Here is an 18,665-nt window from a genome sequence, read left to right on the forward strand (position 1 = left end):
ACTATGGCAAAAATGGAATAATCAGTTTCATCAGAACTGCTATTCAATTACTTTGGTGTGAGAGATGACAGATCGGGATATTTCAGACAGTTGTTCTCCAACCAGAGCCAGAAAACCAGATCCTAATACAAGATTGTCCCGAACTCCAGAAGTCGGGACAACTCAATCATCTGGTGTCCCTCCTACTGGTTCTAACTTTAAATCAGTGACGCAGCAACAAGATAACAATTCAGAAGGATTACCTATAGAAAACTATTCAAAGGAATCTTTTGATACTAATAAAAAATGGGTAAAATTGCCAAGCTGGATGAAAAGCTGGGTGATGTGGTCAATTTTATTAACATTGATTCCTAGCGGTATCGGGTTTATATCAATGTCGATGCTGCTAAAACTTCCATCAGCGCCAAATTGCCCAAAAATATTTTGGCCTTTAGCTAGTGCGTCTGTACGTTTACACTGTGCTTCCCTGGCTGCTTCTAAGCAGAATGTGAACGACTTACTGCAAGCGATCGCACTGGTGAGAGACTTACCAGAAAATCACCCACTCAGGGGACAGATTAATGGTTTGTTGGAGGAATGGTCAAGGGATATTTTAAAGCTGGCTGAGGAAAGTTTCCAATCCGGGAATTTAGAAGAAGCGATCGCCACGGCTCGACAAATTCCTGAAGACTTAGAAGCTCGTAATATTGTAGAAGAGCAAATTACTAAATGGCAGTCTACCTGGTCTAAGGCAGAAGAAATCTATGACGAAACATTAAAAGAACTGGGAGAAAGACGCTGGCAGTCAGCTTTTATGCTGTCATCTAAACTGCTCCGCATCAACAATCAATATTGGTCAACTACCAAGTATGATGAACTAAATCGCATCATTGTCACAGCAAGGGAAGATGGTGATAAACTTGACAAAGCTGAAGGTTTAGCAAAACGTGCCTCAGTGGATGATATTCTAGCAGCTATCAAGCTGGTAGAGTCGATTAAGTCGGAGAGTTACGTATATCAAAAAGCTCAGGAATTAATTCCTGAATTTGGGCGCAAGATACTGAAATTGGCACAATCTCGCATGGATAGGCAAGATGCGGATACAGCATTAGAAATTGCTAGAAAAATTCCGCCTATTGCTGAATTACAATCAGAAATTGATGATTTTATTGTTTTGGGTGAAGCCCAAAGAAGTGCTTGGATAGGTACGGTTGCTGGTTTAGAGAGCGCCATTTCCCAAGCTCAACAAATTGATGCTTCTAGGGAAGTGTATATTAAAGCACAAGAATTAATTGCCCGCTGGCAACTAGAAATAGAAGATGTGACTCGTTTAGAAAAAGCGCGAACCCTAGCTAGTCAAGGTACAATCAATGATTTAACAGCAGCCATTTCTGAAGCTCAGATGATTCCCAATAGCAACCCCCGCGCTTCAGAAGCTAGACAGGAGATGAATCGCTGGCAGTCCCAAGTAGAAACTATTGAAGACAGACCTTATTTAGACCGTGCTGAACAAATAGCTTTGTTAGAAGATATTACTTCCTTGCAAACTGCGATCGCAGAAGCTAGTCAAATTCGCTCTGGTCGTGCATTATATCCAGAAGCACGGAAAAAAATCCGCAGTTGGACGGCTAAAATTCAGCGTATTCAAGACCAACCTTATTTAGATCAAGCACGAATTATTGCTGAAAGTGGTGATTTAACTACTGCGATTAGGGAAGCACAAAAAATCGCTTCATCAGGAAGGGCGCTGGCTAGTGAAGCACAAGCATCAGTGGATACTTGGCAAGAACAAATTAGGGCGAGAGAAAACTGGAAAAAAGCCAGAGAAGTGGCTATTGCTGGCACACCAGAAGCTTTAGCTGAGGCCATCCGCATAGCTGATCGAGTTTCCAACCGTAACATTTTACGCATGGATGTTAACGTGGCTATTGATCAATGGGGTCAGCAAATATTACAAATGGCACGTTCTCAAAGCGAGTTTGATATTCCTAGAAGTATTGAAACTGCTAGATTGATTCCTCGTGGTAGTTCTGCTTACAGAGATGCCCAACTACAAATTAGAACTTGGAGACAATTCCTCATTCCTCGTACATCACCTACAACATTACCTACATCATCGCTGGAGTCATTACCTACTCCATCACCGGAAATACAATCATCTCCATCATCAACTGGTAATGGTTTGTAATGGGTAATGGGTAATGGGTGATTGGTGAAGTTGACAGTGCGAACGCCTTTAGGCAGGATAGTGTCAATCATTTAGTGCCAGTTTCACCCAATTACGAAAAGCGCGAGTTGCGGACATTTGTCCAATTTTTTTACTTTCCGCAATAAATCGAGGAATTTCTGTGATTTGGATAGGTGCAAAAGTGGGGCTGATTTGATTTTCTGAATATTGCCTATTTGTCAGAATGTAGATTCTTAATGAAGTTCCGTTGTAACGCCAAAATTCAGAAATTCCCATTGCAGCATAAAGCTTCAATTTATCTATTTTAGGTCGTGAATATTCCACTTCTAGCACTAAGTCTGGTGGTGGATCAAAGGCTAAATCAATATTCTCTTTTCCTCTGACTAATAATTCATTCTGGATATAATAAGCTGTTGTGCATTTAATTTGTATAAATGATACAGGCAAGATGCCTGTGCCACAAGAGTTCAGAAATTTATGATTATACAATTTAGCTGCATCACAGCTTAACCACTGTCTGGTTCTGCACCATATTCTAAATCATCTCTAGTTAATGTGAGTGAACCAACGCGATCAACTTCTAAACCAAATTCTTCACACAATACCCCGACAAAAACCTCAATTAACCGATTTGCGTTTTCATGAGGTTTTTGTGGAGTCATAATTTCTATATTTCCCTGATGGTAAGAAATTCTATTTGCGCGTTCTGAACCCATTTCTACTAGCATGGTTTTAAATGTCTGCCAGGAGATGTTTTCTAGTAAAACTCTGGTTTCTGCGGGTGTTGCTGTTGTTACCATAGTTTCTTTTTCTCACGGGTGATAGATTTGAATATAACAAAATTTTCTGTTTACTTTAATTTTGTTATCTTCATTTAGCCTCTAACGCTTTTCTTGCGCTTGAATTTGCCTAACTACTGTCAATGCTGAATAACTTACCCCTGCTGTACCTTCTCCTGGATGGGTTGAGTCACCCACTAACCACAAATTATTAATAGGTGTACGATTGGCAAAACCAAAGGGTCCAAATGTTGGTATTCTTTGCCCAATTCCCCCGACAATTCCCTTTTCTCTACCTGTATAATGGGCAAAGGTTTTAGGTGTGGCAGCTTCTACATAAATGATGGTTTCTGGTTTTAAATAGAAATATTGAGCAAGTTTGGAAATTGCATCTTGGGTAAATTTTGCTTTTAATTCTTGATAGTTTTCTGTGTTCCACCATTGGGTAAAATCAACAAAAGAAGATGCAATAATTGTCGCTTTTCCTGTTGGTGCGCGTCCATCTCCTTCATGACTGACAGATACAAATAAGGAGTTATTTTCCCCAATTGGTCCATTAATATCATACATAAATTGGAGATGGGGCGGACAATCATCAGGAATAGCACTTTGATCAACACCGATATAAACGACAAAAGCACCGGAAGCAGGTGGTAATTTTTCTACTCTATGTTTATATCCCGATGGTGCTTTTTCTCCTAATAATCTTACTAAGTCTTGTACAGTGACGTTAGCAATTACATGATCTGCTTTTTCTGTCCAAACTTCGCCAGTTTTTTGATTTCTAATTACTACACCGTTAGCTTTGCCATTTTCTACATTTATTTTTTCTACGGTGTGACGCATTAATAATTTACCATTGTCTCTTTCTAAAGATTCTACAAGGCGATCGCTCAATATTTGCATACTTCCTTGTAAATGATATAATCCTTGGGGCGATTGGGATACACTCAATGCTGTAGCTGCATAAAGTAAAGCGGTTTCTTCGGCATTCACTTGGGAATATAATTTTAGTTGTAAATCTAAAAATGTCCGCAGTCTTTTATCATTTCCTAAACCATATAATCTTAAAGCATCCCCAACAGTAAATAAGGTAAAAGGTGCAGTAATAAATGTACTCGGACGAACAGCTTTTGTTAACTGTAAAATATCCCAGAAATTTCGGGGTGGTAACACCGGATCACGTCCTTGAAATTCCCAACTTGCATTAAATAAAGTCGCTAATAATTGCCAGAAACCTTCACTTCCAGGAAATTGTTTTTGGCGTTCTTCTTGCCATTTTTCCGGATCTCGCCAAACATTAATAGGTGTATTTTCTCCTGGTAAAAATACCGCACAAGCAGGATCACAAGGAGTTGCTTCAGGTAATTCTATATTCAATTCTGAGAAAATGCGGTGATGTATACCCCCAGGTTCTAACCCCGCAACTTGAGTTGCACCGACATCAAAAGTAAAACCCTGACGTTTAAAGGTGGAAGCACAACCACCGGGAACTAAAGCTTGATCTAGGGTTAAAACGCTATAACCTCTATGTGCTAATAATGCTGCGGTGGTTAGTCCACCTATTCCCGCACCGACGACGATCACACGGGTTTGGTTTTTGTTCAGGGATAGACTAGGCATGAATACCTGTTTTACAATTCTTAATATTACTACTCATAATTTTACATAATTTTCAATTCAGTCTGGTGATGTGGAATATATTTCTGTCACCTGTCACCCATCACCTATCACCTATGACTTTGTGATACAGTATTTCTGCTGCGATAATAATAGACAAAATTAAACATGAGTAAAAATTTTGAAATTCAAGAATTAGCGATCGCTATCACTGCTAAAAATTTGAATCCCACAGTCATAACCCCTGATTTTTTGAAATATACTGGAATTGTTCCCACAGATTGGGAATTAGCGAGAGAGCCAGTTTTTAACAATTTTGTCGTGCAGATTTTTTACAAAAGTGGTGTAGGAATTGTAGCCCAGCCCAATAATGTTACAGTAGTTGAGTCCATAGGTGCAAAACAACAGGCAGAAATTCAAATACCCAAAATTACTCATCAGTTAGTAGAAAAACTCTCCCAAGTTGAGTATCAAAGAGTAGAAATTAACCCCAGAGGATTCGTAGTTTTTAACTCTGATGCAGAAGCATATCAATACATTAATGGTAAACTTTTAGCACCTGGTTCATGGCAAGAATTTGAAGGTGCAAAAGTGAATGCTGCCTTGCAGTTAAGTTATCCTTTGAAACGGGGAATACTAAATTTAAGTATTAACCAAGCAAATGTACAGTTTCCTGATAAAGTAGCGGCAGCAATTTTATTTTCTGGTAACTTCAACTATTCCTTATTAGGAAATACTCCAGCGGATAAACTTCAAGATTTGCAGCAAATAATTACTAACTGGCAAGTGTCAGTAGGTACTTTCCAAAAATTGTTAGTAGAGAATTTTTTAACTTCTTCTGAAGCTCCAAAAAACATTTCTGTTTTTCCGACAATGGCGAAAAGCTGATAATGTAGCTGTTTAATAATTGTGGGGTGGGCATCTTGCCCACCTGAAATAAATGAAACCACAAAAATAGGATATACTATTTGAGAGAGTGAGGATAAAATTATTGTCAAGCATAAATTGGAATTAATTTAGACTTGATTTTGATTCAAAGAGGTACATTATAATGTGGCTAAAAAGTATTGAACTCAAAAATATAAAAGGATTTTCATATCAAACAATATCCTTTGAAAATAGAAATAAACCATATAAATGGATTACTTTATTAGGTGAAAATGGAGTAGGAAAAAGTACACTAATGCAAGCAATAGCCTTGCTATTAGCTAGACCAGATGCAGCAAAGAAATTGATGTCGTTACCACAAAGTTGGGTAAGAAATGATTCACAATATGGTCAGTTAACAGCAAATATACAGAAAAATAATGATGATGAAGGTATGATGCAAAATAGAGGTAGGAATAAATTTTCCTATGATTATTCTTACTTTTTTATAGGTGATAAAAATACTAGAATTGGTAAAGACAATTATCCAGCAAATACACTAAATGCTAAAAACTCAGAAACCATTGAATGGTTAAGAACAAATGCTTTTACTTTAGATTCTCAGGGTTGGTTCGCTGCTGGTTATGGTCCATTTCGTCGCCTTTCACGTACTGAAAGATATCCAGTAAGATTAGGAGAACTTAAAAGAAAAAATCGTGAAACTAATTTCAACACGCAGTTTAATGAAAATGATAGTTTAAGCACTTTTGAAGAATGGATGGTTTTTTTAGATTATCGCATTGCTAAAAATCCTGATGATTCTCAATCTAAAGAAATGAGAAGATTAGGGGAAGATGCTATTCTAGAACTTTTACCTGGAAATATTAAAATAGATCAGGTTAGCAATGATGGAATTATTATTTTTTCATTAGAAAATCAGCTAATTCCTATCACTCAATTATCAGATGGGTTTCGTAGTATTATTGCTTTAGCTGGAGATTTAATTTGGCGTTTACTGCAAACATTTTCCCATCTTGAAGATAAAGATCCAAGAGAAGCATCAGGTATTGTACTCATAGATGAATTAGATATTCACTTACATCCTGTTTGGCAAAGGTTGATTGCTAAAAAGCTTAGAACTGTTTTTCCTAATATACAGTTTTTTGTGGCTACTCATAGTCCTTTTATTACTGCTGGTGCTGGAGATGATGCACTGACTCTAAAACTAAAAATGATCAATGGAGAAGTTCAAATAGAGGAAGTTAAGAACATAGCAGCTTATGATTTTGATTATATTTTAAGAAGTCCTGCTTTTGGTTTGGTTTCAACACATTCTCCAGATGTACAAGATAAAATTGATCGTTATGATTATCTTACAGGCCAGAGAAATAATTTAACGGTAGAAGAAATACAAGAATACGAAGAATTAAGACAATTTATGAAAGAATTTAAACCAATAGGAGGTAAACCAGAATCCGGTAGTTTAGACGATAAAATTAATAGGTTTTTAGAGGAAAATCTTAAATGATTCCAGTACAAAAAACAAATGAACCAAATATTCTGAAACAAAAATCTCAGACATGGTTAAAAGAACTACAAGCAGCAATTACTAATCTTGAACAAGTCAAAAGTAATCCTAAACCAAACCCCCAAGACATTCAAGCAGCACAGAAAAAAGTAGAAAATGCCCAAAATAAATATAATCCAGGTAAAGACAAAAAAAGTGGGATAAATCCCGTTAAGCAACCACTGTATGATATGTTTGCTGGTAAATGTGGTTTCTGTGAACGCAAAGTTGAGATTTCAACAGGACATATTGAGCATTTTAAACCTAAATCAAACCTAAATCTCAATATGTTAATTTAACTTTTGACTGGAATAATTTTCTCTACTCTTGTGAAGTTTGCAATAATAAGCGACATAAAGGAGAAAAATTTCCTTTAGATTGTGATGATGCTCCCTTATTAATTGATCCTACGGATGAAAATTCTGATATATATCAACATCTTGATTTTTATTGGGATGCGAATACTAAATTAGCTAGTATTTATGGAAAAGATGGACGTGGAAAAGTTGTTGAAGAAATATTTGAACTTAATAGAAAAGATTTAAGGGAACATCGGAGTGATCAGGTGAAAAAATTATTAATATTCCTGAAATATGCTACAGATGGTAATCAAGAGGCAATAGATATACTGAAAGAATATTGTAAATTAGATAAAGAATATAGTGCTTTTGCTCTTTTTTATATTATTCCTTACCTTGCTCACCATTTAGAGATTTCAGAAGCAATAGATATGATTAAAGAAATAAGTAAACGCAGTCAAAGTTATGCTAAATTTGCTCGCATTGATGATTTATATTAATTGCTTAAATTTGACAATTAGATTTATTTAGATAAAAACATCCCCCACAACTTCCACAACCCAGACCACTGCTAACACCATCAAAGGCATTGTAAGATATAAGCAGTAACATAGCCCTCACCACCAATGACATCAACTCTGTTAAAATCTCCTCGTCTTCACGCTCCCAAGGTGCATCCTCTACCTAACGGTTTAACCATTATTGCCGAGCAAATGCCAGTAGAAGCAGTGAACCTGAATGTATGGGTAAAAGTTGGCTCTGCTGTGGAGTCAGATGCTATCAATGGCATGGCTCACTTTTTAGAACACATTGTATTTAAAGGTACAGAACAATTAGCCAGTGGTGAGTTTGAACGTCGCATTGAAGAAAGAGGTGCAGTAACAAATGCGGCTACCAGCCAAGATTATACACATTTTTATATCACTACCGCCCCTAAAGATTTTGCAGAATTAGCACCACTGCAAATAGATGTAGTGTGTAATCCTAGCATTCCTGAAGAAGCTTTTGAAAGAGAAAGATTAGTAGTTTTAGAAGAAATTAGACGTTCAGAAGATAATCCCAGAAGGCGCATTTATCGGCACACAATGGAAACCGCTTTTGATGTTTTACCCTATCGTCGTCCGGTACTCGGTCCAGAAGCAGTAATATCCCAAGTTACACCCCAACAGATGCGAGAATTTCATCAAACTTGGTATCAACCATCTTCCATAACTGCGGTTGCTGTGGGTAATTTACCAGTGGAAGAATTAATAGAAATTGTCGCTGAGGGATTTGAAAAAAACAGTCAAAAATCACAAAGCTTAACATCAAAAAGCTTAACATCAAAAAATCAACATTTAACAGGTGTTACAGAACCAGCATTTCCAGAAATTGTGCGTCGGGAATTTATTGATGAAAGTCTGCAACAAGCCCGGTTAATAATATTATGGCGAGTACCTGGATTGATTGATTTAAATGACACTTATGCTTTAGATGTGATAGCGGGAATTTTAGGACATGGAAGGACATCTAGATTAGTCCATGATCTGCGGGAAGAAAGAGGTTTAGTTTCTTCAATTTCTGTGAGTAATAGTAATTATAAACTCCAAGGAGTATTTACTATTTCTGCTAAATGTGATGTAGAAAATTTACCAGCAGTAGAAACAGCAATCATTGAACATTTGGAAAAACTACACACAGAATTAGTTAAAGAATCAGAAATTGCTCGTGTGCAAAGACGAGTAGCAAATAGGTTTATATTTGGCAATGAAACACCAAGCGATCGCTCTGGTTTATATGGTTATTATCAATCTTTAATAGGTGAGTTAGAACCAGCATTTAATTATCCCCAATATATCCAAAACCAAGACGAAAATCATTTAATGCAAGCTGCACAAAAATATCTTTCACCCTCAGCTTATGGTGTAGTTGTCATCAAACCAAATTAGTCATGGGTAATTGGTGATTGGTAATTGGTAATATACTATTCTATAACTTTTACTTCTTACTAATAACCAATACCTATAGGACTTACGCAAGATATGACTAAAAACCTTATTCTTGCGTAGGGGTAATTCATGTAGCTTGCTTCCCGAAGGGTATTACCCCTACTTTCGTTGCCTTTTGCGTAACTAATAACCTATAACCTATAACCAATAAAAAACCATGATTTGGCAAGAAATAGATCACCATATAAGTCAAGTAACAGGACAAAAATTTCAAACCTCTCAACATTCATCTGTAAGCGGTGGTTGTATTAATCAAGGTTATGCCATTAGTAATGATAAAATCACCTACTTCGTGAAACTCAACAAAGCTACTCAGGGAGAAATGTTTGCAGCAGAAATGCTGGGTTTACAACAAATGTATAAAACCAAAACTATCCGTGTTCCTAAACCTGTATGTTGGGGAAATACAAATAATTCTAGTTATATAGTATTAGAATGGCTAGAAATGAACGGTGGTAATAACAAATCTTGGCAACAAATGGGACGAAACCTAGCAGAAATGCACAAAACCATTAGTAAAAAAGGTTTCGGTTGGGATCTGAATAATACTATTGGTTCTACACCCCAAATTAATACTTGGAAATCTGACTGGAGAGAATTTTATACAGAACATCGTTTAGGTTATCAATTTCAACTAGCAAAAAGAAAGGGAGGAAGATTTCCTTTAGCAGAAAAATTATTAGCAGCTATTCCCGAATTATTAGCAAATCATCATGTTGAACCAGCTTTAGTACACGGTGATTTATGGGGAGGAAATGCCGGATTTACAGTTGATGGTGAACCGGTAATTTTTGATCCAGCAACTTACTTTGGCGATCGCGAAGTTGATATTGCCATGACAGAATTATTTGGTGGTTTTCCACCAGCTTTTTATCAAGGTTATCAAGAAATATTACCTTTAGATCAGGGTTATGAACAACGGAAAACCCTTTATAATTTATATCACATTTTAAATCATTTTAATTTATTTGGTGGTGGTTATGCTTCCCAAGCAAACGGGATGATTGAGCGAATTTTGCAGAATTTGTAAATTTAAAAATAAGATACCCGACTTTTTGTTTATTTTGTAAATTACTCATAATTTATAATTTATAAGTTATAATTTATAGTTCGGGTATCTGGGTAGTTAATTTATCAAATAAAATTATGAACTAAAAACATGAAATACTATCAACTACAAACCAACGTTTTACCTAATAATTACCTCAATGACTTGTGGGGTGAAATTCAATCTAGTCCTTACTTTGCTATCAACAATCTTAATCGTGATTTTATCAACACCAAAGGATTTTCTGTGGTTTTTCAGCGTCAGGGATTACCCAAAGTTATAGAAAAGTTTCCCTTTTTTAAACCTTATTTAGATTTAGCATTGCAACCTAATTGTAATGCTTTTTATCTCAATCCCTTACTATTAAAAGAAGGTTCTCGCGTTGATCCACACATAGATCGTTCTTTGCGTTCTTATTGTAAAACAATTGAACCACCCAACCTAGTTAGTGTTCTTTATGTGCGAGTACCAGAAAACATGGAAGGGGGAGAATTGGTGTTAAAATCAACTAAACGCCAAGTGGGACAAGTTAAACCTCAAACTAATACCCTGGTTTACTTTCAAGGAGATTTAACCCATTCTGTTAACGCTGTGAAAACTCCTGGAAATCGCCTCAGTTTAGTTTGTGAACAGTATAATTTAACTGAAGATGAATTAGAGGAAATACCAGTATTTACCTTAGAATCAAGAGCTAGTCAATCTGCAAATAAAAAACGAAAATATGGGTATTAGAGATATCGTACTTAATCATTAATAAAAACAATGCTGCTAAACAACCGCTATCAAGTCATTCGCACCCTGGGATCTGGTGGGTTTGGTGAAACCTTTCTCGCTCAAGATACCAATATGCCATCACAGCGCCTTTGTGTGGTAAAACAATTAAAACCAATTCACAATAATCCACAAATTTATCAAATAGTACAAGAAAGATTCCAACGAGAAGCAGCTATTTTAGAAACCCTTGGTAGTGCATCTGATCAAATTCCTGCTTTATATGCTTATTTTTCTACAGGGGGTGAATTTTACTTAGTTCAGGAGTGGATAGAAGGAGATACTTTAACAGCGAAAATGCAAAAGCAGGGATTATTTACTGAAAATGCTATTGAGGAATTATTAGTTAATATATTGCCTGTTTTGAAGTATATTCATTCACAAAAAATAGTTCACAGAGATATTAAACCGGATAATATTATTATTCGTAAAAGTGATAATAAACCAGTCTTAATTGATTTTGGTGCAGTGCGTGAATCAATGGGAACGGTGTTAAATTCGCAAGGAAATCCTACCAGTTCTATTATTATTGGTACACCGGGATTTATGTCCAGTGAACAAGCAGCAGGAAGACCAGTTTATTCTAGTGATTTATATAGTTTAGGTTTAACAGCAATTTATTTATTAACTGGTAAACCGCCTCAAACCCTGGAAACAGATCCGCAAACAGGGAAAATAATTTGGCAAAATTTTGCTAGTAATATAAATCCTCATTTAGCAAAAGTCATTGATAAATCTATTGCTTATCATCCCAGAGAAAGATTTACTTCTGCTCAGGAAATGTTGGATGCTTTGCAAATAAAGTCAGTTATTAATAGTCAATCACCAGTTACTCAAACAATAATTGCTCCTCCACTGCAAAATACAGTTACAGTTAGTCCAGGGAATACAAATCAACCAGTTAATCAGAATAATAAACAAACAGGAATGATTCTACCTAGTATTATCGCTAGTAGTTTGATAGGTGGTTCTATTATTATTGGATTGGCGATTAATAAATCTTCTCCACCTGTTGAATCTGCCAATAACACAAATACAACTCTATCTTCCTCAAATAAAAATTCAGTAGAATCTTCATCACCAACTCAGGAAGAACAAAAAACAGAATCATCTAAAAATACTTCACCTCAATCTACTGACGCAACACAGACTCAAGTTAATCCCCCATTAGCAGATGAATCTGTAGTCAATAATTCATTTTATTTTGTAGCTGATTCTGCCTTTAAAGATTTACCAACTGCTACTCAACAAGTTAGAACTTTACAAGTTAGAGGTTATTCTCAAGCTGGAATGTTTTGGATACCAGATTATCCAAATCTATCAGGAAAGCGTTTATATCAAGTATACGCAAATTGGTTTAGCGATCGCACGAATTGTATCAACTTTCTAAAAACCTATGGACAAGTTAATTCAGATGCTTATTGTGTGCTTGCGAGTAAAGACGCTAATACATCACCTGATCGTGTATATTTCAAGGAAATTTTTAAGGTTTCCATATCTGATACATCACCAGTAAATAACACAAATATCAATAATAATTATTTTTGGCTTTCGCAAAGACGGGTGACAGCAGCAGATTTATCTGGTAAAAGTGGTTATGAATTAGATATTATGAGAAACACAATATTTGCAGTTCACGGACGCAGGTTTAATACTCCTGAGTTACAAGCATATTTTAATCAGCAATCGTGGTATAATCCCCAATATTCACCCCAAGAATTTCCTGTTGATTTGTTGTCAAAAATAGAAGTTGAAAACGCAGAATTTATTAATCAATATCAAGATCAGAACAATTTACGCTATTTCAGATAAATCGGTTATGCAGCAGATTTCATTCTTATGAGGTACAAATCATAATCATGAAACTCTTGTGGGGTGGGCATCTTCTCACAAGGGTAGGTATTTTACATTGTTGTGAGGGCAAGACTTGGGGGACAAGGAAGGACAGTGGACAAGGGAGGAAAGCCGTACAAATGATGTACGATTGGTAACAAAAACTGACGCTCAACAGACCTTGTACTGAGCGAAGCCGAAGTACATTTCTTGTCTAAAATCTTCCTTGTCTACTTTCCCTCCTTGCCTTCCTTGTCCTGCCTTCACAGATAATATTAAAAACCTAACCCTGTGAGGTGGGCATCTTGCCCGCCCAGAGTGTACCTCATTACAAAGGAAAGTGCTGTATTAATAAAATTAACCAGAAATTAAATCAACCCCTCCTGACTCCTGACTCCTGACTCCTGACTCCTGACTTCAGGAAACATCCTATAGTTACATCGTCAAAGTATCTGATATACATTGGGAAGGATCTCGCGTGTAACGTTTCATGACAACAAAACTGTTAAACAACCGCTATCAAGTTATCCAGGTACTCGGTGCTGGTGGGTTTGGGGAAACTTCCCTCGCAGAAGACATCCACCTTCCTTCCCGTCGTCGCTTCGTCATTAAAGAACTAAAACCTATTAACCACGATCCTGGAACTTCTCAACTCATTCAACAAAGATTTGAGAGAGAAGCCGCGATATTAGAAAATCTAGGGGAAACCAGCGATCAAATTCCCAAACTTTACGCCTATTTTCCCGAAAATAGCAAATTTTACTTAGTGCAAGAATGGATTGAAGGACAAACCCTCAGCAATATTATCCAATCAAAAGGCAAGTTAAATGAAACAGTTGTTAGAGAAATTCTTGTCAGTTTGCTGTCAGTTTTAGATTATGTCCACAGCAAAGGTATTATTCATCGAGATATAAAACCAGATAATATCATCCTTCGCTCCCAGGATAATAAACCAGTGTTAATTGATTTCGGTGCAGTGAAAGAAACTATCCGTACCGTGATCAATCCTTCAAGCAATCCTGTACAATCCATAGTTATCGGTACTCCTGGTTATATGCCCAGTGAGCAAGCGATCGGTCGTCCAGTTTATGCTACTGATATTTATAGTTTAGGCTTAACTGCCATTTATTTACTCACAGGTAAACACCCCCAAGAATTAGAAACTCACCCGCAAACAGGGCAAATATTGTGGCAACAATATGCTGCGGGAATATCCCCAGTAATGGTACAGATACTTACACAAGCTATTGAACCACGTCCTGGCGATCGCTATACCACAGCCAGTAAAATGCTCTATGCTTTAAAATCTGGTCAAAATAATTATAAGAATTACAAACCCTCCCATTCTCCCACCACCAGCGCCACAAAAATCCTTAACCAGCCAACTCAACCCACATATTCACCCGCAAAAACTCCAGTTATCAAACAAGTCAACAATCCTAATAACTGGCAGAAACCCGCTATCATTTTTGGTGGTGTAGCAATTGGTATTGTAATTGGTTTAGTAACAGCTTCTAACCGTCAGCCACAACCTTCAACTTCAGCGTCCACCAACTCCACAGTAACAACAGAAGCACAAACTCCCTCTGTTTTACCTACAAATTCCCCGGTTTTGGAAGTTTCACCCACACCAGTAATTACACCAACTCCCCCTATTCAACCTGAAATCATTTCTAATCCCATACCAGAAAGCAATTCTTCTCCAGAAATAACACCACCACCAGCGGATAAGCCTGTAATTGAAAATACTTCCATTCCTCCAGTCACATCCACACCCCAAGCGGAAATACAACAACAGCAACCACAGCCAGAAGCAGTTCCCTCAGCAGAGGTATTATCTGATTCTCGGAAACAGCCAGAACAACCGCCTACTCAACCAGAAGTATTGCCCAAATCAGAGGTATTTTCAGATACCCAGAAAAAGCCCGAAAAGAATAAACCTAAGTCAACAGGCCAATTAAATGCCACCAATATCAGGACAAGTGTACCAATATTTACTACAGGTACATCCAGAAGCACGGTAGAAGCCGCATTAGGCAAACCCAGAAGAGATTTAAGGGGATTATGGCCTAATACCCGTGCAGTTATCTATGAAGTAGTACCCGATAAAATAGACCTGGGTTATTTATTTGACCGTGACACTGGTAGACTCAGACAAACAGAAGTCGGTTTTGCGGGAACTGTAGATCATCAAATCATGCAAACAACTTTAAATGGTTTATTAGCAGGAAAAGCAACCGCAGAAATTCAACAAGGACTACAACAAATTCAACAACGTCAGACAGACAATTTTACCTTCAAAAAAGGTGGAGTTAAAGGGCAAATAATCAGGCAAAATTGCGATTCAATTTATATTAGTGTTTGGGAAGCAGATTTACATGATTTTGTTGATCCTGCAACGGCTAAACAATGTTAAACCAATTTAACAATTACCTCTAAAATACTCTCAATTTTTTGCCAGAATTAGGATGTCCAGGATTTGAGAATTTACAGGATGTTACTTGATGATGGTTGGTTATGTAGGGTTTGCTGATAGCGTAGCGTGGCGTTAGCCATATAAATCCGAAAACTTTACAGGTAAAGGGTTTTAGCTATTTTGACTTGTACTGAGCGACTTGTACTGAGCCTGTCCTGAGCCTGTCCTGAGCCTGTCCTGAGCGGTGTCGAAGGGCGGTGTCGAAGTAAGTCGAAGTAAGTCGAAGTAAGCCGAAGTGCTTTCAAAAAGTGCAAGCTTTTATGAGGTGGCAACTGAAAAACCTTGCACTTAATTCCTACTTAAAGAAAAAATCGTTCCTATCCAACTATTGAAACTGTCACCGTGGCGTAGCACCTGTCACCTGTCACTGGTCCTTCACAGATAACTTTTTCAGCAAACCCTAACTATACGCAAGCAAGAACATTAATAACAGCCTAATAATTTTGACAGACAAAACATAGAATAATTTTTAACCAGTTGTTAGGGCAAGCTAAAAGAATAGCTCACCCTAAATAATTTACAATTACAAATTACTTGATGGTTACAGTACCACCAGCTTCAGCAATGCGTTTCTTGATGTCTTCAGCAGCTTCCTTATTAACACCTTCTTTGACGGGTTTAGGAGCAGCTTCCACTAAGTCTTTAGCTTCTTTTAGACCCAAACCAGTGATTTCACGGACAATCTTGAGAACTGCAATTTTCTTGTCAGCGGGTACAGATTCGAGAATAGCATCAAATTCGGTCTTCTCTTCAACAGCTTCAGCAGGAGCAGCAGCACCAGGAGCAGCCATCATCATCATGCCGCCAGCAGGAGCAGCAGCACTTACACCAAAAGCTTCTTCAATTTGCTTAACTAATTCCGCAGCTTCTAATAAAGTCAAAGATTTTAACTGTTCTAAAATTTGATCGGTTGCAGTAGACATTGATAGAACTCCTAAAGAATTTTGATTTGTTTTTTGTCAGTTGTCATTAGTTATTAGATACTGGTTTTAACTAACAGCATTTAACTAATGAAAAATTGTTATTCAGCAGCAGCTTCAGCGCCGTCTTTGTCTTTATCAGAGACAGCTTGAATAGCACGAGCCAAAGAACTTGGAACTTCGTTGATACCCACAGCCACCTTGGTAGCCAAAGCGTTGATAGCTCCAGCAATTTGCGCCATAAGTTGTTCCTTAGATGGCAAGTCTCCTAAGGCCTTGACATCCGCTTCTTTCAACAAGCGCCCTTCCATGACACCGCCACGAAGTTCTGTCTTCTTGGTGGCTTTTTGGAATTCCTGGTAGGCTTTAATTGCTGATAAATCATCTTTAACTAACACAAAGGCTGAAGAACCTTTGAGCAGTTCTGACATTGGTTTCCATTGCTCATCTTCCTGAATGGCAATGCCCATAAAGGTGTTTTTAGTCACCTTACAAACAGCGCCACTAGGACGTAAACGCCGCCTTAAGTCAGTAATTTCGGCAACTGTTAGACCTTGGTAGTCAATTACGAGTGCTAAAGTTGACTCGTTTAAAGTCCCTTTCAGGTCAGCTACTATTTCTTTCTTGTTTTCTAACGTTCTACCCATGCTTATCTCACCTCCAAGGGCAAAATCTTAATTAGTGAACATTGGCAAAAGGCAGGAGTCAGGAGTCAGAAGGTCAATATTTCTTCCCCATCTCCCCATGTCCTCATCTTCTTATCTCCCCAGTCACCAGTCACCAGTCACCAGTCACCAGTCACCAGTCACCAGTCCCCTGTTTACTGACGCGCCAAAAACAACAAACCCCAGCTATCTTTGCCGGGGTTTCACAGTAGTATTTTTAATGCTGTAGTTCTCAAACTTTTTTTGAGCAAACTTCAGTCACTTAAAATTACAACCTCGGCAGGATATTTAAGCTATTAGCACCTGCTGTCTCCGGCTTTATTAAATTTTATTGACACTCCCCACGTCTAAAGCCGGGGGATTCTTGAAGAGTCCATAAACTGACTTTCAATGGTGCTGGCAAAAACACCCTACACGCTCAAAACAACTACCAGGACAAAAGGTATTGCAATTGCGCTTACTTTTTTTTGCTTTGGTGAGTCCATCACAATGCCAGTTAGGTACGCTCAACATCCTGCCATTATTTGCCCTTTAACTATTCCAAATCAAGTTGGATATGTCCGTTGCCGGGATTTCTCCGCACTAGGATGTTTCTTCACGTAGATGGTTTTTTTACTCACTTTTTCACTATTATACCACTGTGGCTAAAGCCAGTCAATCGTTTTAATGCGACTAAGGTCGCTATCGACTTATCCCCATGTCTAAAAGTCAGGGGCTTGCGTCTCGTTTCAGGGTCATTGGTATTTAGTCATTGGTCATTGGTTTATATTCACCTATTCCCAATTACCCATTACCAATTACCTAATTATGCAGCGTCAGTTACTTTTAAATCTCTGAGGGCGTTGATATCAACTTTAATTGAAGGACCCATTGTAGCAGAGACGTAGAATGTACGCCAATAACGGCCTTTTGCTCCTGAAGGACGGTTACGGTCAATTGTTTCTTGCAATGCTTTGAGGTTGACTAACAAATCTTCAGGGGTAAATGATGCTTTACCAAACATAACATGAACAATGCCTGTCCGATCAGCACGAAATTCTAATTTACCAGCTTTAAATTCGGCGATCGCACTGGCAACGTCAAATGTTACTGTACCACCTTTGGGTGATGGCATCAAGCCACGAGGACCAAGCAATTTACCCAGTTTTGCTACCTGTGGCATTACATCAGGAGTAGCAATGAGTTTGTCAAAGTCCATCATGCCTTTCTGAATCTCGTCAATCAGTTCTTCAGAACCAGCGATATCCGCACCAGCATTAGTGGCTTCTGTTACTTTTTCGCCTCTGGCGATTACTGCTACACGCACTACCTGACCCGTACCTTTGGGCAGTGCTACCGTTGTCCGCAGTTGTTGGTCTGTATACTTGGGGTCAATCCCTAGCCGGATATGCGCTTCTGCGGCTTCGGGAAATTTTGCTGTTGCTGTTTCTTTTAACAGAGCTAACGCATCTAAGGGAGCGTAATCCCTATCTTCTACTTTTTCTAGCAACGCCTGTAAACGGCGTGATATTTTCTTGCCCATTTTTTGCTCCTGGGGTGTTCTCGAAGTTTCTCACTTCTCCCCCGATACAATTTTAGATTTTAGATTTTGGATTTTAGATTTTGTTATAGGTCGGCTGCTAGTTATCAGGTTTCATTACTCTTTTTTACTGTCACCTGTCACCT

15 protein-coding genes, 1 pseudogene and 1 other annotated feature are annotated in these 18,665 nt (G+C 37.8%); of the genes and pseudogenes, 11 read left to right on the forward strand and 5 right to left on the reverse strand.

Annotated elements, in window-relative coordinates; translation table 11 throughout:
- Window positions 1-64 precede the first annotated feature (64 nt).
- Window positions 65-2,167, forward strand: a complete 2,103-nt coding sequence (locus FFR48_RS02485) for a coiled-coil domain-containing protein (RefSeq protein WP_137666258.1) — start codon at window positions 65-67, stop codon at window positions 2,165-2,167.
- 63 nt (window positions 2,168-2,230) lie between these two features.
- Here FFR48_RS02485 and FFR48_RS02490 read toward each other — a convergent pair.
- Window positions 2,231-2,967, reverse strand: a pseudogene (locus tag FFR48_RS02490) (Uma2 family endonuclease).
- An 81-nt stretch (window positions 2,968-3,048) separates the two neighbouring features.
- Entirely contained in the window at window positions 3,049-4,569 is a 1,521-nt protein-coding gene (gene crtD, locus FFR48_RS02495) for a C-3',4' desaturase CrtD (RefSeq protein ID WP_137666259.1), read from the reverse strand.
- A 165-nt stretch (window positions 4,570-4,734) separates the two neighbouring features.
- Between crtD and FFR48_RS02500 the strand changes: the two genes are divergently transcribed.
- The 9 genes from FFR48_RS02500 to FFR48_RS02535 all read left to right on the forward strand — a co-directional run bounded on the left by FFR48_RS02500 (window position 4,735) and on the right by FFR48_RS02535 (window position 15,355).
- Window positions 4,735-5,454, forward strand: coding sequence for a hypothetical protein (locus tag FFR48_RS02500; protein ID WP_137666260.1), 720 nt, complete (start codon window positions 4,735-4,737; stop codon window positions 5,452-5,454).
- Window positions 5,455-5,617: 163 nt separating this feature from the next.
- Window positions 5,618-6,961 carry an AAA family ATPase gene (locus tag FFR48_RS02505; RefSeq protein WP_137666261.1) on the forward strand — a complete coding sequence of 448 codons (1,344 nt, stop codon included), beginning with the start codon at window positions 5,618-5,620 and terminating at the stop codon, window positions 6,959-6,961.
- The gene (locus FFR48_RS28860; protein ID WP_201277562.1) at window positions 6,958-7,299 is read left to right on the forward strand and encodes a hypothetical protein; all 342 of its coding nucleotides are present in this window, start codon (window positions 6,958-6,960) and stop codon (window positions 7,297-7,299) included. Before FFR48_RS02505 ends, FFR48_RS28860 begins: the two co-directional genes overlap by 4 nt.
- Before the next feature lie 266 nt (window positions 7,300-7,565).
- Entirely contained in the window at window positions 7,566-7,799 is a 234-nt protein-coding gene (locus FFR48_RS28865; protein WP_201277563.1) for a hypothetical protein, read from the forward strand.
- A gap of 126 nt (window positions 7,800-7,925) precedes the next feature.
- Complete coding sequence (locus FFR48_RS02515) at window positions 7,926-9,227, forward strand: M16 family metallopeptidase (protein WP_137666262.1); 1,302 nt, start codon at window positions 7,926-7,928, stop codon at window positions 9,225-9,227.
- Between the two features lie 220 nt (window positions 9,228-9,447).
- Window positions 9,448-10,317, forward strand: coding sequence for a fructosamine kinase family protein (locus FFR48_RS02520; protein ID WP_137666270.1), 870 nt, complete (start codon window positions 9,448-9,450; stop codon window positions 10,315-10,317).
- A 129-nt stretch (window positions 10,318-10,446) separates the two neighbouring features.
- Window positions 10,447-11,067 (forward strand): 2OG-Fe(II) oxygenase, encoded by a 621-nt coding sequence (locus FFR48_RS02525; protein WP_096566800.1) that lies wholly within the window; start codon window positions 10,447-10,449, stop codon window positions 11,065-11,067.
- 30 nt (window positions 11,068-11,097) lie between these two features.
- A complete protein-coding gene (locus FFR48_RS02530) occupies window positions 11,098-12,918 on the forward strand; it encodes a protein kinase domain-containing protein (RefSeq protein WP_201277564.1) in 1,821 nt (606 codons plus the stop codon).
- A 511-nt stretch (window positions 12,919-13,429) separates the two neighbouring features.
- The gene (locus FFR48_RS02535; protein WP_137666264.1) at window positions 13,430-15,355 is read left to right on the forward strand and encodes a serine/threonine-protein kinase; all 1,926 of its coding nucleotides are present in this window, start codon (window positions 13,430-13,432) and stop codon (window positions 15,353-15,355) included.
- Between the two features lie 590 nt (window positions 15,356-15,945).
- On the opposite strand, the gene rplL is transcribed toward FFR48_RS02535, so the two are convergent.
- Window positions 15,946-16,338, reverse strand: coding sequence for a 50S ribosomal protein L7/L12 (rplL, locus tag FFR48_RS02540; protein ID WP_096566805.1), 393 nt, complete (start codon window positions 16,336-16,338; stop codon window positions 15,946-15,948).
- Between the two features lie 98 nt (window positions 16,339-16,436).
- Window positions 16,437-16,982, reverse strand: coding sequence for a 50S ribosomal protein L10 (rplJ, locus tag FFR48_RS02545; protein ID WP_096566807.1), 546 nt, complete (start codon window positions 16,980-16,982; stop codon window positions 16,437-16,439).
- Window positions 16,983-17,016: 34 nt separating this feature from the next.
- On the opposite strand from rplJ, the gene FFR48_RS02550 reads away from it, so the two are divergent.
- Complete coding sequence (locus FFR48_RS02550; RefSeq protein ID WP_137666265.1) at window positions 17,017-17,229, forward strand: hypothetical protein; 213 nt, start codon at window positions 17,017-17,019, stop codon at window positions 17,227-17,229.
- Window positions 17,166-17,334: a sequence feature (ribosomal protein L10 leader region), on the reverse strand. Its footprint overlaps the gene before it by 64 nt.
- Before the next feature lie 471 nt (window positions 17,335-17,805).
- Here the strand turns inward: FFR48_RS02550 and rplA are convergent.
- Entirely contained in the window at window positions 17,806-18,522 is a 717-nt protein-coding gene (rplA, locus tag FFR48_RS02555; RefSeq protein ID WP_096566809.1) for a 50S ribosomal protein L1, read from the reverse strand.
- Window positions 18,523-18,665 lie beyond the last annotated feature (143 nt).

Origin of the sequence: Sphaerospermopsis reniformis (genome assembly GCF_005402885.1) — a bacterium.
GTDB classification, from domain to species: domain Bacteria; phylum Cyanobacteriota; class Cyanobacteriia; order Cyanobacteriales; family Nostocaceae; genus Sphaerospermopsis; species Sphaerospermopsis kisseleviana.

Excerpts from the sequence above, each read along its gene's own strand:
- FFR48_RS02485 (WP_137666258.1), top strand. The coding sequence starts at position 65 with ATGACAGATCGGGATATTTCAGACAGTTGTTCTCCAACCAGAGCCAGA.
- crtD (WP_137666259.1), bottom strand. The coding sequence starts at position 4,569 with ATGCCTAGTCTATCCCTGAACAAAAACCAAACCCGTGTGATCGTCGTC.
- FFR48_RS02500 (WP_137666260.1), top strand. The coding sequence starts at position 4,735 with ATGAGTAAAAATTTTGAAATTCAAGAATTAGCGATCGCTATCACTGCT.
- FFR48_RS02505 (WP_137666261.1), top strand. The coding sequence starts at position 5,618 with ATGTGGCTAAAAAGTATTGAACTCAAAAATATAAAAGGATTTTCATAT.
- FFR48_RS28860 (WP_201277562.1), top strand. The coding sequence starts at position 6,958 with ATGATTCCAGTACAAAAAACAAATGAACCAAATATTCTGAAACAAAAA.
- FFR48_RS02515 (WP_137666262.1), top strand. The coding sequence starts at position 7,926 with ATGACATCAACTCTGTTAAAATCTCCTCGTCTTCACGCTCCCAAGGTG.
- FFR48_RS02525 (WP_096566800.1), top strand. The coding sequence starts at position 10,447 with ATGAAATACTATCAACTACAAACCAACGTTTTACCTAATAATTACCTC.
- FFR48_RS02530 (WP_201277564.1), top strand. The coding sequence starts at position 11,098 with ATGCTGCTAAACAACCGCTATCAAGTCATTCGCACCCTGGGATCTGGT.
- FFR48_RS02535 (WP_137666264.1), top strand. The coding sequence starts at position 13,430 with ATGACAACAAAACTGTTAAACAACCGCTATCAAGTTATCCAGGTACTC.
- rplL (WP_096566805.1), bottom strand. The coding sequence starts at position 16,338 with ATGTCTACTGCAACCGATCAAATTTTAGAACAGTTAAAATCTTTGACT.
- rplJ (WP_096566807.1), bottom strand. The coding sequence starts at position 16,982 with ATGGGTAGAACGTTAGAAAACAAGAAAGAAATAGTAGCTGACCTGAAA.
- rplA (WP_096566809.1), bottom strand. The coding sequence starts at position 18,522 with ATGGGCAAGAAAATATCACGCCGTTTACAGGCGTTGCTAGAAAAAGTA.